We start from the raw sequence: 15,230 nt of genomic DNA, 5'->3' as shown, positions 1-15,230 counted from the left end.
GCGGCACCAGAATTGGGCGCGCCGTTGCGCCCCCGTGAGTGCCAACCGGGTCCGGCGATGGATTAATCCTCAGCCCGAGTAATTCACAGCTGGGGATTCTCCGCGGCGGGTTTTCCGATGCTCGGCACCCACCTCGATCCAACCATGTCGCGGGGGCGACCCGGTACTCGTCACACGCCGGTCACATGCGCAGCCTGTTGTTAACCAGCCACCTGGGATCGGTTACACCGCGGCAACCACCAACGGCGGCAGGCCGAGAAAACTGTCACCTGACAGATATGTCGGTGGACGACCGACGCCACGAGCCCATGGAGTAGCAGTGACCAGCCACGTGCGCGACTCGCACCACAGCGACCATCCGGATACCGCCACGACCGCGGGCGCCAAGGCGCACGCGAGGGCCCAGCACGGCCGGACCGCCGACGCCATGCGCCACGTCCCGGCGACGAGCAGTCCGACGACACCCGGAGAAGTGCCGGCAACCAGCCTGCTGTGGTCGGAAACGGTTGCGCCAGGCGGATATTCGACCGCCGTACTGGCCCGTGGCACGCGCATCCGGTTGACCGACCTCGACGGCGACGCATGCGCACACCTCCTGATCCACCGCGCCGACGGTCCGCACGAGCGCCTCAACGTCGCCGACACCGTGAAGGTGCCCTGGCAGGCCTACCTCGGAACGGGACATCCCTTGCTCAGTGGGTTCGGACGGGTGCTGGCGACCGTCGTCGCCGACACCTCCGGACGCCACGACGCCCTCGCAGGCACCACCACTCGCGACGGAAACCACGCACGCTACGGCGCGGGGGCTCCCGAATCCGCGTCACCGGCAGGGCGTGAGCTGTTGCTGCTGGCGGCCCTCAAGAACGGCCTCGGACCGCGTGACCTGCCGCCGTCCCCGTCGTTCTTCAAGGGGGTGCGGGTGAATTCCGACGGTGCGTTCGAGTGGCAGGGCTCCGCGGGCGCCGGCGCCTACGTCGACCTGCTCCTCCACGTCGACGCGATCGTCTCCCTGGCCAATACGGCGCATCCGTTGGACCCACGTCCTGAGTTCACGTGTTCGGCCCTGCGGATGCACGCGTGGCCCGCCGAGGACGATCTCGACCTGCTGATCAGCGGTGACCTGGTGGGGCCCCTGCGTCCCGAGCACCTGCAGGCCGCCGCCAACACCGACGCCGACCTGACCGCCCGAGGAGTCCTGTGAACGCCCCTACCGCAGTGGAGTACGCCCCCCTGGTGGCCGGCCCCGTCGTCCTCGACGAAGAGGTCGACGCGCGCGCCGCGTGGTCGGCCGTCGTCGCCGCCGGTGACGTGCTGACGATCGTCGACCTCGCAGGCAACCAGGCCGTCGACTGTCTGCTCTACTCCGCCGCCGACACCAGCGTCCGCTACAGCGCCTCGGAGACCATCGCCCGCCAGGGCGGCATCGTGCTGACCACCGGATCGGTGTTGCGGGCCGACACCGGGGCCGCGTTGATGACCGTCGTCGGCGACGAGGTCGGCGTGCACGACACCCTCGGCGGCGCCTGCTCCAAGGAGTCCAACACGCTGCGCTACGGCCAGCACACCCGCGCCCAGCACGGGTGCATGGAGAACTTCCTGCTCGAGGGCTCCCGCCACGGACTCGGCGCGAAAGACCTTGCCAGCAACATCAACTGGTTCATGAACGTCCCGGTGGACCCCGACGGCGCACTCGGCATCGTCGACGGACTGTCGGCACCTGGCAAGCGGGTCGCCCTGCGCGCGGACGTCGACGTGCTGGTGCTCGTCTCCAACTGCCCGCAGGTCAACAATCCGTGCAACGCGTTCAACCCGACGCCGGTCCGCATGATCGTCACCCGGCCGGGTGAGGCGGCGTGACCGACAGCGTTCTGATCGCCAACCGCGGCGAGATCGCCGTCCGCCTGGTGCGCTCCGCGAAGCTGCTGGGCCTGCGCACGGTCGCAGTGTTCTCCGACGCCGACCGCGGCGCCCCCCACGTGCGCCTCGCCGACGACGCTGTCCGGTTGGGTCCCGCGGCGCCCAGTGAGAGCTACCTCCGCGTCGACGCGCTGGTGGCCGCCGCGTCCGCGACGGGTGTGGACATGATTCACCCCGGCTACGGATTCCTCTCCGAGGACGCCGATTTCGCGACGGCGGTCGAGGCGGCAGGCATGGCCTTCGTCGGGCCGACCCCGCACCAACTGCGCATCTTCGGCACCAAGCACACCGCAAGGGCCGCGGCCCGCGCCGCCGGGGTTCCCGTGTTTCCGGGGTCCGAATTGCTCGACGACGCCGCGGCGGCCCGTGCCGCTGCGGCCGAAATCGGCTACCCAGTGATGCTGAAGGCGACCGGCGGTGGTGGTGGCATCGGCATGCAGGTGTGCCGGGACGACGCCGAACTCAGGGCGGCCTTCGACCGGGTGTCCCGGCTGGCCGCCCGCAGCTTCGGCTCCGCCGGGGTGTTCGTCGAACGCTTCGTCGACGACGCCCGCCACGTCGAAGTCCAGATCTTCGGCGACGGTGCCGGCCGCGTGGTTTCCCTCGGTGACCGTGACTGCTCCCTGCAGCGTCGGAACCAGAAGGTGATCGAAGAGGCGCCAGCGCCAGCACTTCCGGAAGCGGTTCGCGCCCAGCTGCATTCGTCCTCACGGGCGCTGGCAGCCTCGGTGGACTACCGCTCCGCGGGCACGGTCGAGTTCGTCTACGACCCGCGCCGCGAGGAGGCGTCCTTCCTCGAGGTCAACGCGCGTCTCCAGGTCGAGCATCCCGTGACCGAGGCGGTCACCGGCGTCGACTTGGCGGCGTGGATGTTTCGGCTCGCCCGCGGTGAGGCCGACGTGCTGGCACCGCACCTCGAGCCGGGCGCCAACGTCGGGTCCGTGCCGGTGCGCGGTCACGCGGTGGAGGCGCGGGTGTACGCCGAGGACCCCTCGCGCGACTACCGCCCGAGCACCGGAACCCTCGTAGCCGTGCACTTTCCCGACGCCGTGGCGGGTGACCCCGCGCCGCGCGTCGACGCCTGGGTCGAGTCGGGCACCGAGGTCACGGCCTCCTATGATCCGTTGCTGGCGAAGGTAATCACCGCAGGCACCGACCGCGACGAGGCATTCGACCGGCTCGGCAGGGCTTTGGACACCACCGTCCTTCAGGGCATCGAAGTCAACGTCGGACTTCTTCGCGCGGCGCTGACGCTGGCCGACGTGCGGGCCGCCCGGCACCACACCGGGACGCTGGCCGGCGTCGTCGACCCGCGGCCGCGCATCACCGTCGAGAGCCCCGGACTGTCGACGACCGTGCAGGACCTCCCCGGACGGGTCGGCCTGTGGAGCGTCGGCGTCCCCCCGAGCGGACCGATGGACGACGTCTCCTTCCGGCTGGGCAACCGCGCCCTCGGAAACGCCGAGGGCGCACCGGGTCTGGAGTGCACCGCGTCGGGACCGACGCTGCGCGTGACGCATCCGACGACGTTCTGCGTCACCGGTGCCGACTGCCCGGTCACGGTCGACGACGCGCCCGTGCCGATGTGGGAGCCGGTCGACGTCCCCGCCGGCGGAGTGCTCACCATCGGCGCCGCCGAGACCGCCGGACTGCGCACCTACGTCCTCGTCGAGGGCGGGTTCGACGTGCCGGCCTACCTCGGCAGTGCGTCGACGTTCACCCTCGGACGCTTCGGCGGTCACGGCGGCCGCCACCTGGTGGTCGGCGACGTCCTGCGCGCAGTTCCGGTCACCTCGGCCGACCCGAAAGGTGCCGTCCCGCTTGACCTTCGGCCAGCCATGCCGTCGGAGTGGGAACTGGCGGTCACCGAGGGCCCGCATGGCGCCCCGGAGTTCTTCACCCGCGAGGACATGGACACGCTGTACTCGGCCGACTACGTGGTGCACTTCAACTCGGCCCGTACGGGGGTTCGGCTCGAGGGACCCCGCCCGAAGTGGGCGCGTCCCGACGGCGGCGAGGCGGGCCTGCACCCCTCCAACATCCACGACACCGCCTACTCGGTCGGCGCTCTCGACTTCACCGGGGACACCCCGATCCTGCTGGGTCCGGACGGGCCCAGCCTCGGCGGGTTCGTGTGCCCGGTGACGGTGGTGGCCGGCGAGCGGTGGAAACTCGGGCAGCTGCGGCCCGGGGACACGGTCCGGTTCGTTCCGATCCGGGCGGTCGACGCGCCGTCCCGAGCGGAGGTGGGCGCCGAACGCCTTGCCGCGAACCCTCGGGTTCGGCGCACCGAACGCGACGGTGACGACGGCGTCCTGCGCCGCCGCGACGGCGGGGACGCACCCGCCGTCACCTATCGCCGCAGCGGTGACGACAACGTGCTGATCGAATACGGGGACATGGTGCTCGACCTCGCGCTGCGTGCCAGGGTGCACGCACTCGAGGAGCGCCTCCAATCCAGTTCCGTGGCAGGCATTCTCGACCTCACCCCGGGGATCAGATCCCTTCAGGTGCACCTGAATCCCGACGTCCTCTCGGTGGACCGGCTGCTCGGCCTGCTCGCCGAACTCGAGGACGACCTTCCCGCGACGTCGGAACTGGTGGTGCCGAGCCGGTCGGTACGGCTGCCGCTGAGCTGGGACGACCCCGCGACCAGGGAGGCCATCGCGCGCTACACCTCCGGGGTGCGCGACGACGCCCCGTGGTGCCCGTCCAACATCGAATTCATCCGCAGGATCAACGGTTTGGCGAGCCAGGACGACGTCATGGCGACGGTGTTCTCGGCCGAGTACCTCACCCTCGGCCTCGGCGACGTCTACCTCGGCGCGCCCGTCGCCACCCCGCTCGATCCGCGACACCGGCTGGTGACCACCAAGTACAACCCGGCCCGCACCTGGACCGCGGAGAACTCGGTCGGCATCGGTGGCGCCTACCTGTGCATCTACGGCATGGAGGGGCCCGGCGGATACCAATTCGTCGGCAGGACCACCCAGGTGTGGAGCCGCTACCGGCACACCCCGCCCTTCGAGCCGGGCAGCCCGTGGTTGTTGCGGTTCTTCGACCGCATCTCCTGGTACCCGGTGACGGCAGAGGAGCTACTGGACCTGCGGGCGGACATGGCCGCCGGGCGAGGGTCGGTCGACATCACCGACGGCACGTTCTCCCTTGCCGACCACGAGCGGTTCCTGGCCGACAACGCCGACTCGATCGCCGAGTTCCGCGCCGTCCAGGCCACGGCGTTCGCCGCCGAACGCGCCGCGTGGACGGCGGCAGGGGAGTTCGACCGGGCCGAGCGCGCCGAGTCCCGGGTTGCGGTGACGACGACCGACCTCGTCCTCGACCACGACGAACGACGGGTGGACGCGCCGTTCTCGTCCAGCGTGTGGAAGGTCGACGTCGCCGTCGGCGACCACGTGGTGGCAGGTCAGGCGCTGCTCGCATTGGAGGCGATGAAGATGGAGACCGTGCTGACCGCACCCGCGGACGGGATCGTGACGCGGGTATTGGTCGAGGCGGGAAACCAGGTCGACCCGGGAACTCCGCTCGTCGTGGTGGGAGACCAGGCCCCGGTCGAAACTACGGTGACGGGAGTGCCGGCGTGATGAGTGCAGTGCAACGGGTTCGGGCGGCCTACGCCGCGATCGAGGCGGCCGACCGGCCCGAGGTGTGGATCTTCCTGCGCCCCATCGCCGATGCTCTCGTCGACGCCGAAACCGTCGACGCGGCGGTACTTGCCGGCGCAGACCTTCCGCTCGCCGGACTCACCGCCGCGGTGAAGAACAACGTCGACGTGGCGGGCCTGGCCACCACCGCCGGCTGCCCGTCGTTCGCGACGACACCCGCGACCGACGACGCGGTCGTCGTCGCCAGGTTGCGCGCCGCGGGTGCAGTGGTGATCGGCGCGACCAATCTCGACCAGTTCGCCACCGGCCTGGTCGGCACGCGCAGTCCCCATGGCGCCGTTCGGGATTCGCGGCGGCCAGACCGCATCTCGGGTGGATCGAGCTCGGGGTCCGCCGTCGCGGTCGCCCTAGGTCTCGTCGACGTGGCCCTGGGCACCGACACCGCCGGGTCGGGTCGGGTGCCCGCCGCGCTGCAGGGCATCGTCGGCATCAAGCCCACCTACGGCGTCGTGCCGACCGACGGAGTCGTCCCCGCCTGTCTGTCCTACGACTGCGTGACGGTGTTCGCGAGGAATCTCGACACCGCGGACGCGGCGATGGGCGTGATCGCCGGTGCGGCGCGCCCGTTTCCGCCCGACGCACCACTGGCCGCGCGGGAGATCCCGACGGTCGCCGTGCCCCGCGAACTTCCCGGTCTTTCGGCGCAGTGGCAGGAGGCGTTTCGCGCCGCCAGGGCCCGGCTCGAAGCCCGCGGCGTGGTGATTCGGGAGATCGACCTCTCGGCGTTCCTCGCTGCCGCCCGACTGCTGTACGACGGGGGACTGGTCGCCGAACGCCACGACGCCGTCGGTGAGTTCGTCGACGCCCACCGCGCGGAGGTGGATCCGACCGTCGGAGCCATCATCTCGGCGGCGGGTGACGTGTCGGCGACCACGCTGCTGCGGGACCGCCGCCGACTCGCCGAGCTCACCGAGGTCGCGTCGGCGACGCTGGGTGACTGCGACGCGCTCCTGATTCCCACGACCACCGGGCACCCCACCCTCGCCGAGGTCGCCGCCGACCCGGTCGGCGTCAACTCCCGGCTGGGTACGTACACCAACTTCTGCAACCTGATGGACATGTGCGCCGTGGCGGTGCCGTCCGGGACCGCAGGCGACGACCAGTTCGGCGTGTCGGTGATCGCCCGATCGGGTGCCGACGCGGTTGCCCTCGACGTCGCCCGGCTGGTCGTGTCGCCGACGCCGTCCGTCGCGCTCCCCGGAGCGGCGTCGACGGCGGGCCCGTCGACCGACCGACCGTGGCCGACGTTCGCCGGCGCCGACGCGACGATCCTGATGGTCGTCGGCGCTCATCTTCGCGGACAGCCGTTGGCATTTCAGCTGGAGGACCGCGGTGCCCGGTGGCTGGGAGCTGCGTTGACCGCCCCGGTGTACCGGCTGGCACGCCTGGACACCAGTCCGCCGAAGCCCGGCCTGGTGCGGGTCGGGGCCGACGAGGGCGCCAGCATTGGCGGCGAGCTGTGGTTGGTGGGCACGGCGATGCTCGGCGACTTCCTGGCCGCTCTGCCTGCGCCGATGTCCCTGGGCCGGGTCGCGTTGGCCGACGGCACCGAGGTCGTCGGCTTCGGATGCGCGCTGGAGGCATGGCGAGCCGGCGAGGACATCACCCACCACGGCGACTGGCCGACCTATCTGAGCAGTGTCTCCGCGCTGGTGTAGCGCTCGATGAGCGCACTGGTGCGCTCCCGCAGCGCCGGCGTGTCCCGGTCGGATACGCCGAGGACGCGCAGGCAGGCGTCGGCCACGTGGATCGGGAGTTCCACGCGTTCGTCACCTGGCGGCACCGACCACATGTTGACCAGGGACTCGACCAACCGAAATGGCAGGTCCGCGGCGGCCACGTGCACACCGGTCGCGGCAATGACGGCCTGACTCAACGCCAGGTAGTGCAGCCGTAGCCGCTCGCGGTCCGACCAGAACGACTCGAGGCCGGCTCCCCGGAGTTCGGGCAGCAGGTACAGCGCGCCGAGGTTCCAGCGACCGGCGAGCAGTTGGTCCCCGTCGAAGGCGGCCAGGGCGTGCAGGTGTTCGTTGGCACTCAGCGCCGGCTCGGCGCCGAGCAGGCTCGGGATGAATGCCAGTGTGGGACTGACGGTTTGCCCGAGCAGCGCGCAGAGGATGTCGTCCTTGGTCTTGAAGTAGTGGTACAGCGACGCCTGGCGGATTCCGACCGACTCCGCAATGGACCTCGTCGAGGTGGCGGTGTACCCCAGGGTGGTGAAGAGTTCACCTGCGGCGTCGAGGATCTCGTCACGCGCGGTGAGGCCGGGACGCTTCTGGTCGTGATGGCGGGGGCGACCGGCCCTGGCGAGCGGCATGACCCCATCGTGGACCATCGCGAGCCGAAATTGGGCATGTCCCCATGTTTCTGTCACACGACAGAAACGCGCGACACCCATCGGTTACCTACGCCGTCGTTTGGTTACGCCAGCGACACCCACGGGGATGGCGCGACCGGAAAACTGTCAGTTGACAGGCGAGTGGCCCACGGACGTGCCGCTGTACCGCCGACCTCGACACCTACTGGAGCTCACATGGGCATCGCTGTTTCCGAAGGGGCTGCCATCACCGACGTCGCCACACCGACGGTGCCAACGATGGCGAATCCCGTCGCGGCCGTCGACGACCTTCACGTGACCTTTCGGCGCAACGGCCGCGACGTGCACGCCCTGCGCGGGGTGTCGTTGCAGATCGCGCCGGGAGAGATCCTCGGTCTGGTCGGCGAATCGGGTTCGGGTAAAAGCGTTCTCGGGTTCAGCATGCTTGGGTTGCTGCCCGCCCACACCCAGATCGACGGCACCGTCACCGTCGCCGGATCCGACATGGTCCACGGCGACGACAAGGCCATCCGCAACGTTCGTCGCCTCGACCTCGGCGCGGTGTTCCAGGATCCGATGACCTCACTGAACCCCACCATGCGGATCGGCAAGCAGGTCGCCGAGGCGGCGGGCAGTGACGAGGAGGCGCTGCGACTGCTCACCGCCGTCGGCATTCCAGAACCAGGACGACGGATGCGGGCCTACCCGCACGAACTCTCCGGTGGCCTGCGTCAGCGCGTGATGATCGCGATCGCGATCGCGGGTGATCCGGATCTGATCATCGCCGATGAACCGACCACGGCACTGGACGTCACGGTGCAGGCCCAGGTGCTGCGACTGCTGGCGCGGCTTCGCGACGAGATCGGCTGCAGCATCGTGTTCATCACTCACGACCTCGGCGTCGCCGCGCAGATCTCGGATCGCATCGCCGTGCTCTATGCGGGCCGCATCGCCGAGATCGGGCCGACGGCAGCGGTTCTCGGCGCGCCGGCGCATCCCTACACACACGGACTTCTTCGGTCACGCCTCACCCTGAATACGGCACGCGACCGCAAACTGGCCGCACTCGCCGGTTCGGTGCCAAGCGCGGTGTCTCCGCTGCCCGGATGTGCGTTCGAACCCCGGTGCACGATCTCGCGCGAGGAATGCACGACCGCACCTCCCGACCCGGTCTCGGTCGCAGACGACCGCACCAGCGCATGCATCCTCCCCCTGGAGGAGATCGTGAAGGATCTCGGCGCCGTGTCCACCACCTCTCCTGCGACCCACGGGCCCTTCCCCGAGGCCGACGAGCGCGAGGAGATGCCGCCCTCGGTGGTGCTGCGCGACGTCACCAAGACGTTCTCGGTGACGAAGCGCTGGCTGGATCGCTCCGCAGGAGGGGGCAAACTCCAAGCGCTGCGCGGTGTTTCGCTGCGTGTCGCACACGGCGAGTCGGTGGCCCTCGTCGGCGAGAGCGGTTCGGGAAAGTCGACGCTGCTGCGCGCAATTGCCGGTCTCGAGAAGCCGACCTCCGGTCAGGTGGAACTGGTCGAGGGGCAGCGGCCACAGATGGTGTTCCAGGACGCCGGCGCCTCGTTGACGCCGTGGCTGTCGGTCGGTGAACTGATCTCCGAACGGCTCAGCGGGTCGGGCCTGTCACGGTCCCAACGGCGCGACGCGGTCGTCGAGGTGCTCGAGCGGGTCGGCCTGCCCGCCGAGGTCGCCAAGTCCAGGGCAGGTCAACTGTCCGGTGGTCAACGGCAACGAGTCTCGCTGGCGCGGGCCACCGTGGTACCGCCGTCGGTGCTGCTGTGTGACGAACCGACCAGCGCGCTCGACGTGTCGCTGGCCGCCTCGGTGCTGAACCTGATCGGAGATCTACGACGCAGCCTCGACATGTCGGTGGTCTTCGTGACCCACGACCTGTCGGTGGCCCGCGTCGTCGCCGACCGGATCGCCGTGATGTATCTGGGCAGGATCGTCGAGATCGGACCGGCCGAACGGGTCATCGGCGATCCTGCGCATCCGTACACGCAGGCACTCGTCGACTCGATCCCGGACCTCGGACGCGAATCCCGCGTCCTGCCAGGCGAACCCGCCAGTCCACTGTCACCCCCGACCGGATGTGCGTTCCATCCCCGGTGCTCGATCTCAGTCGACGCCTGCAGCGGATCCGAACTCGACGTCCGGCTCGAAGGTGTCCCCGGCAACCCGCACCAAGTGGCGTGCATCGAAAGGCGAGCGGTCTGATGGCAATTGCGACGGCGGCTCCACCGTCGGTACCGCTGGTGCGTGGGCGCCAGCGCAGGATCCTGTCCCTGCAGTCCCGCTCGACGGTGCTCAACTGGGCCGGTTTCTCCCTGATCTTCGTGGTCACGCTCGTCGCGATCGCCGTACCGCTGCTGGCTCCGCACGATCCGCTGGTCCCCGTCGGCATGCCGCTGCAGGCACCCGGCAAGGAGGGCTTCCTCCTTGGCAGTGACAGCATCGGCCGCGACATCCTGTCGCGAGTGCTCTACGGCATCCGCTCGAGTTGGTTCGCAGCGTTGGTCGTGGTGGCCGTCGGGCTGCTATTCGGCGGTCTGATCGGCTTGATCGCCGGCGCGACCGGAGGCTGGGTCGACTCGGTGCTCATGCGCATCACCGACGGCTTCCTGTCGCTGCCCGCCCCGGTGCTGGCCATCGCCGTGGTCGCCGCGCTCGGTCCAAGTTTCGTCCACACACTGGTGGCGGTGTCGATCGTGTGGTGGCCGTTCTACGCGCGGCTGGTCCGCGGCGAGGTGGCCAGGCTGGCCGCCCGTCCCCACGTCGAAGCCGCACGACTGGCTGGCGTCAACCGCTTTCGGCTCGCACGACGACATCTGCTTCCCGGTGCGGTGCCCAATGCGGTAGTGGCCGCCAGCCTAGACATCGGCACGCTGATCCTCACCCTCGCCGCGCTGTCGTTCCTCGGCCTCGGGCAGTCCGCCCCGGCGGCCGAACTCGGCGCCGACTCGGCCCGCAACCTGAGTTACTTCCTCCAGCAGTGGTGGATTCCGGTGATGCCCGGGTTGGGCGTCCTGGTGCTGGCACTGATCGGAAACATCGCGGGTGACAGCCTGCGCAACCTGATGAAGACGAGTTAGGCCAATGAACGCATTCGAACCGTTCCGGGGCTCCTCGCGTCGTGCCGAACGTGACACCACTGCGACTTCAACGGTCGATTCTCGCAATGGCGTCACGTTGGGCGCGGCAGGAGGTACCCGATGAAGACCTTCATCGCGGCACGCATCGGTGCCACGGCGGCGATCCTGATCGCCCTGACCGGGGTGATGTTCCTGCTGCAGCACATCTCCCCGATGGATCCGGTAAAGGCGCAACTTGGCGCGCAGGCGTCGGCGCAGGCCGTGGCCGCCCGGCGGGAGGCGCTCGGACTCAACGAGCCTGTGTTGGTGCAGTTTTGGCACTACCTGACCGGCGCCATGACTGGCGATCTCGGCACGTCGTTCCGCACCCGCCACGGCGTCGCGTCCGACCTCGGCACGTTCTTTCCGGCCACCCTGGAGCTGGCGCTCTACGGCCTGGCCTTCGCGTTGGTGCTGGCCGTGCTGCTGGCCTTCAGCACGACGTTGAAGTGGCGTGGCGCAGGCATCCTGCGCGCCGTCCTGTTCACCGGGTCGTCGGCGCCGATGTTCCTGCTCGGCATCCTTGGGTTGATCGTGTTCTACAAGGAGTTGGGCTGGGTACCGGCCAACGGTCGGATCGCCATCGCCAACCCGCCCACCGGGCCGACCGGACTGCTCACCGTGGATGGCTTGCTGCACGGGCGATTCGACGTCGCAGCCGACGCCTTCCATCACCTGATCCTGCCGGCACTGGTCATCGCGATCGGCCCCGCCGTCGCCATCGGGCGTGTCCTGCGCAGCAGCCTGCTCGGTGACATCGACAGCGACTACGCCAGGACGGCCCGGGCCAAGGGATTGCCGGAGGGCAAGATCCTGGCCCGCCACGTGCTGCGCAACTCCGTCGGTTCAGCGCTGTCGATGACGGGTCTGCAAGTAGGACTGATGTTCTCGGGCGTGCTGGTCGTCGAGCAGGTGTTCGGCTGGCCGGGCATCGGGCAGTACATCGCCCAGAGCATCCCCGTCGCGGACTTCCCGGCCATCGCCGGTGTGACCCTGATGCTCGGGGCCCTCTACGTCTTCATCAACACGGCGGTGGACCTCATGCAGGCCGCAGCTGATCCACGTATCGCCACAACAGGAGGTTAAGTGCCGAAACAGCCACTCATCGTGGGAAACCCGGTGTTCGTCGTCGTCGACATGCAGGAGGGCGGTGGCCTGCCCGCAGACGAGATGGGAATCGCCGTCATGCCCGGGAACGCCGAGCGCGTCGCGGTCGCCGAGCGGCTGCTCGCCGCGGCGCGCGCCGCGGACATCCCGGTGGTGTTCTTCCAGGAGGTGCACCGGCCCAACGGCGTCGACTTCGGCCGCGAGCTCGACGGCGTCGAGGGCGTGCACTGCGTGGAGGGACAGCGCGGCACCGACCTCGAGCCGACGCTGCGACCGGTGCTCGACGGATCACGGAACGAATTCCACCTCGTCAAGCGGCGCTACTCCGGGTTCATCGGCACCGAATTCGACATCGTGCTCCGCGGCCTCAAGGCCGACACGCTGATCCTCGTCGGCGGTCTCACCGACGTCTGCGTGCACTACACCTTCGCCGACGCCCACCAGCGCGACTACTACGTACGCGTGGTCACCGACTGCGTCGGCGGGTCCTCGCAGTACCGGCACGACGCGGCACTGGACGCGATGGAGTATCTGCAGACCGGTGCGCTCCGCACCAGTGACGAGATCCTCACCGCGTTCCACGAGCTGGCCGCTCACGCTCCCGCACTCGAAGACGCCACCCGATGACCACCAGACTCCGCGCCATGGCGGCCGTCGCCGCGGTGGCCGTGGTCGCGTTGACCGCCTGTGGCGGTTCGGATTCGGGCACCAGCACACCGAATGCCGCGCCGACCGACAAGGTGCTGCACCTGTCGTTCCTGCAGGATCCGGGGCAGCCGCCGGACCCCGACATCTTCTACGCGGGGCAGGGCCTGCTGCTGACGACCAACACCTACGAGGGTCTGCTGCAGTACAAGGCGGGCACCGAGAAGCCGGAACTGGAACCGCTTCTCGCCACCGAGTGGACCGCGTCCCCGGACAACAAGGTGTTCACCTTCAAGCTGCGCGAGGGCGTGAAGTTCCACGACGGGACGCCGTTCACCTCGGCGGCGGTGAAGGCGTCGTTCGACCGTCGGCTCGCCGTGAACCAGGGTCCCGCCTACATGGTGGCCGACGTCGAATCGGTTACCACCCAGGGTGATTACGGCGTCACCGTCACGCTGAAGGCGCCGAACTCGGCGTTCCTGGACTACCTGGCCTGCGCGTACGGGCCGCGGATGCTCAGTCCCGAGGGGCTGAAGAAGAACGCGGGCACCGACAACGCTCAGGGCTATCTGACCAACCACGACCTGGGCACCGGGCCGTTCACGCTGACCGCGGCCGAGGTCGGATCGCGTTATGCGCTCGAGGCGTACCCGGACTACTGGGGCCCCAAGCCCTACTTCGAGAAGGTCGAGATCCCGGTCATCACCGACGTCTCGGCGCAGCAGTTGCAGTTCAACAACGGTCAGGTCGCCGCGATCCTGCACGACCTGCCGTCCTCGGCCGTGCAGTCCTATCTCGACAACAAGTCGTTCGCGAACTACTCACTGCCGACCATGATGTCGAACTACCTGTACGTCAACCCGCACAAGGGGATGATGACCGACGCCAAGAACCGCACCGCCGTCCTGCAGGCGATCGACGTGGACGAACTCGTCAAGCAGACGTACTTCGGGCGCGGCAAGGTCGCCGAGCAGATCTACCCGCCCAACGTGATGGACCCGCAGTACGCGAAGCAGTCCGTGCCGCATGACCCGTCGTTGCTGACGGCTCTGGCGGCCAGCCTGCCGGCCGACCAGAAGAACGTCAGCATCGGCTACGACTCGAGCAACCCCGACAACCAGTTGGTGAGCAACCTGATTCAGACTCAGCTGGCCGCGGCCGGCCTGACGGCCAAGGTGCAGGCGTACCCGACGTCGGAGACCTTCGGCTGGGTCGGAACCGACGGCCAGACTGCTCCGGAGATCTTCGTGGCGTTGGCGTGGCCGGATGCGCCGTCGCCCTACACCTGGGGTCACATCTCTTGGGACGCGACGGGCGGGTTGAACTACCTGGGCTGCTCCGCGCCGCCGGTGACCGAGGCGCTCGCCAAGGGTCTGCCGGACGGGTCGCCCGATGCGTTCTCCCAAGCCGGCCTCGAGGCGGTCAAGACGGGTTGCTGGCTGAACATCGCCAGTGTCAACGACTTCGTGGTGGCCCAGCCGTGGCTCAAGGGCGTCGAGCAAGCCCACGTCGTGACCAATCCGAACTCGCTGCGCCTCGCCGCGCTGTCGGTGGGCTGATGGCCGGGCTGACGCGCAAGAGCGGTGTCCGCAGGATAGTGCTATTCACGCTGGGCTGGGAGGATCTGCCGAAGTCGGTGTCGGTGTACGGCGCCCCGGAGGAGCAGTTCCGGTGCCCCGTGCCCGGGGTGCTGCTGCAGACCGACGGCGGTTGGGTGCTGCTCGACACCGGGTTCAACACCGCGTTGATCCGTGATCCGGCCCTGCACCGAAGGTACTTCCCCTCGATGGAGTATCAGCCGCTGCTACCCGGTCCCGGTGAGCCGATCGAGGAGTCGCTGCTCGAGATTGGCGTGGACATCGACGACATCCATCTCGTCGCGCTGTCGCACCTGCACGTCGACCACGCTGGGGGACTGAAACTGTTCGCCGGCAAGGTGCCCGTGCACGCGCAGCGTCGTGAGTTGGAGTACGGACTGTCGAATCATCCAGAGCCCGAACGCAATGCGATCTTCCGGGTGGACTTCGACGATCCGAGCATCGACTGGCGTCTGGCGGACGGGGAGGCCGAGATCGCACCAGGCATCACCGCGGTGCCGACCTACGGGCACACCCCTGGCCACCAGAGCTTCGTCGTGGAACTCGACGAATCGGTGACCGGGGGTGAGGGTGCAGAGGGGTATGTGTTCGCCTTCGATGCCGCCGACCTGACGGAGAACATCGAGCACGAGCGGGCCATCGGCGGTTACATCGACGTGGAACCGGAGGAGACCATCGAGCCGATCCGCCGGCTCAAGGAACTCGCGGCGCGCAAGGGGTATCCGTTGATTCCCGGGCACGACCCGCACGTGTGGCCGGAGATGACGACCCACTTCCACGAGCGCTTCGGCCCGGTAACGGCGTAGATGGACGTCTT

General features: G+C 69.0%; 11 protein-coding genes. 10 read left to right on the top strand and 1 reads right to left on the bottom strand.

Annotated elements, in window-relative coordinates; all coding sequences use genetic code 11:
- Positions 1-319 precede the first annotated feature (319 nt).
- From ASD37_RS06400 to atzF, 4 genes are read left to right on the top strand one after another with little or no spacing between them, the layout of a single operon-like run.
- The gene (locus ASD37_RS06400; RefSeq protein ID WP_156720722.1) at positions 320-1,201 is read left to right on the top strand and encodes an urea amidolyase associated protein UAAP1; all 882 of its coding nucleotides are present in this window, start codon (positions 320-322) and stop codon (positions 1,199-1,201) included.
- Positions 1,198-1,857 (top strand): urea amidolyase associated protein UAAP2, encoded by a 660-nt coding sequence (locus tag ASD37_RS06395; protein WP_082569949.1) that lies wholly within the window; start codon positions 1,198-1,200, stop codon positions 1,855-1,857. Before ASD37_RS06400 ends, ASD37_RS06395 begins: the two co-directional genes overlap by 4 nt.
- The gene (uca, locus tag ASD37_RS06390; RefSeq protein WP_056549179.1) at positions 1,854-5,519 is read left to right on the top strand and encodes an urea carboxylase; all 3,666 of its coding nucleotides are present in this window, start codon (positions 1,854-1,856) and stop codon (positions 5,517-5,519) included. The genes ASD37_RS06395 and uca overlap by 4 nt, the downstream gene beginning before the upstream one ends.
- A complete protein-coding gene (gene atzF, locus ASD37_RS06385) occupies positions 5,519-7,258 on the top strand; it encodes an allophanate hydrolase (protein WP_056549177.1) in 1,740 nt (579 codons plus the stop codon). Before uca ends, atzF begins: the two co-directional genes overlap by 1 nt.
- Here the strand turns inward: atzF and ASD37_RS06380 are convergent.
- Positions 7,228-7,917, bottom strand: a complete 690-nt coding sequence (locus ASD37_RS06380; protein WP_056549955.1) for a TetR/AcrR family transcriptional regulator — start codon at positions 7,915-7,917, stop codon at positions 7,228-7,230. The two genes, atzF and ASD37_RS06380, sit on opposite strands and share 31 nt — an antisense overlap.
- Before the next feature lie 216 nt (positions 7,918-8,133).
- Between ASD37_RS06380 and ASD37_RS06375 the strand changes: the two genes are divergently transcribed.
- The 6 genes from ASD37_RS06375 (at position 8,134) to ASD37_RS06350 (ending at position 15,219) form a co-directional block, all read left to right on the top strand.
- Positions 8,134-10,149 carry an ABC transporter ATP-binding protein gene (locus ASD37_RS06375; protein WP_056549176.1) on the top strand — a complete coding sequence of 672 codons (2,016 nt, stop codon included), beginning with the start codon at positions 8,134-8,136 and terminating at the stop codon, positions 10,147-10,149.
- Positions 10,149-11,024, top strand: a complete 876-nt coding sequence (locus ASD37_RS06370; RefSeq protein ID WP_056549174.1) for an ABC transporter permease — start codon at positions 10,149-10,151, stop codon at positions 11,022-11,024. Before ASD37_RS06375 ends, ASD37_RS06370 begins: the two co-directional genes overlap by 1 nt.
- A gap of 120 nt (positions 11,025-11,144) precedes the next feature.
- Positions 11,145-12,149 carry an ABC transporter permease gene (locus tag ASD37_RS06365; RefSeq protein ID WP_056549172.1) on the top strand — a complete coding sequence of 335 codons (1,005 nt, stop codon included), beginning with the start codon at positions 11,145-11,147 and terminating at the stop codon, positions 12,147-12,149.
- Positions 12,150-12,797, top strand: a complete 648-nt coding sequence (locus ASD37_RS06360) for a cysteine hydrolase family protein (RefSeq protein WP_056549170.1) — start codon at positions 12,150-12,152, stop codon at positions 12,795-12,797.
- Positions 12,794-14,374, top strand: coding sequence for an ABC transporter substrate-binding protein (locus tag ASD37_RS06355; protein WP_056549168.1), 1,581 nt, complete (start codon positions 12,794-12,796; stop codon positions 14,372-14,374). Before ASD37_RS06360 ends, ASD37_RS06355 begins: the two co-directional genes overlap by 4 nt.
- Positions 14,374-15,219 (top strand): N-acyl homoserine lactonase family protein, encoded by an 846-nt coding sequence (locus ASD37_RS06350; protein WP_056549166.1) that lies wholly within the window; start codon positions 14,374-14,376, stop codon positions 15,217-15,219. Before ASD37_RS06355 ends, ASD37_RS06350 begins: the two co-directional genes overlap by 1 nt.
- Positions 15,220-15,230 lie beyond the last annotated feature (11 nt).

It is taken from the genome of Mycobacterium sp. Root135 (genome assembly GCF_001426545.1).
In the GTDB taxonomy this organism is placed as follows: domain Bacteria; phylum Actinomycetota; class Actinomycetes; order Mycobacteriales; family Mycobacteriaceae; genus Mycobacterium.
This window is presented reverse-complemented; position numbering and strand designations above follow the sequence as displayed.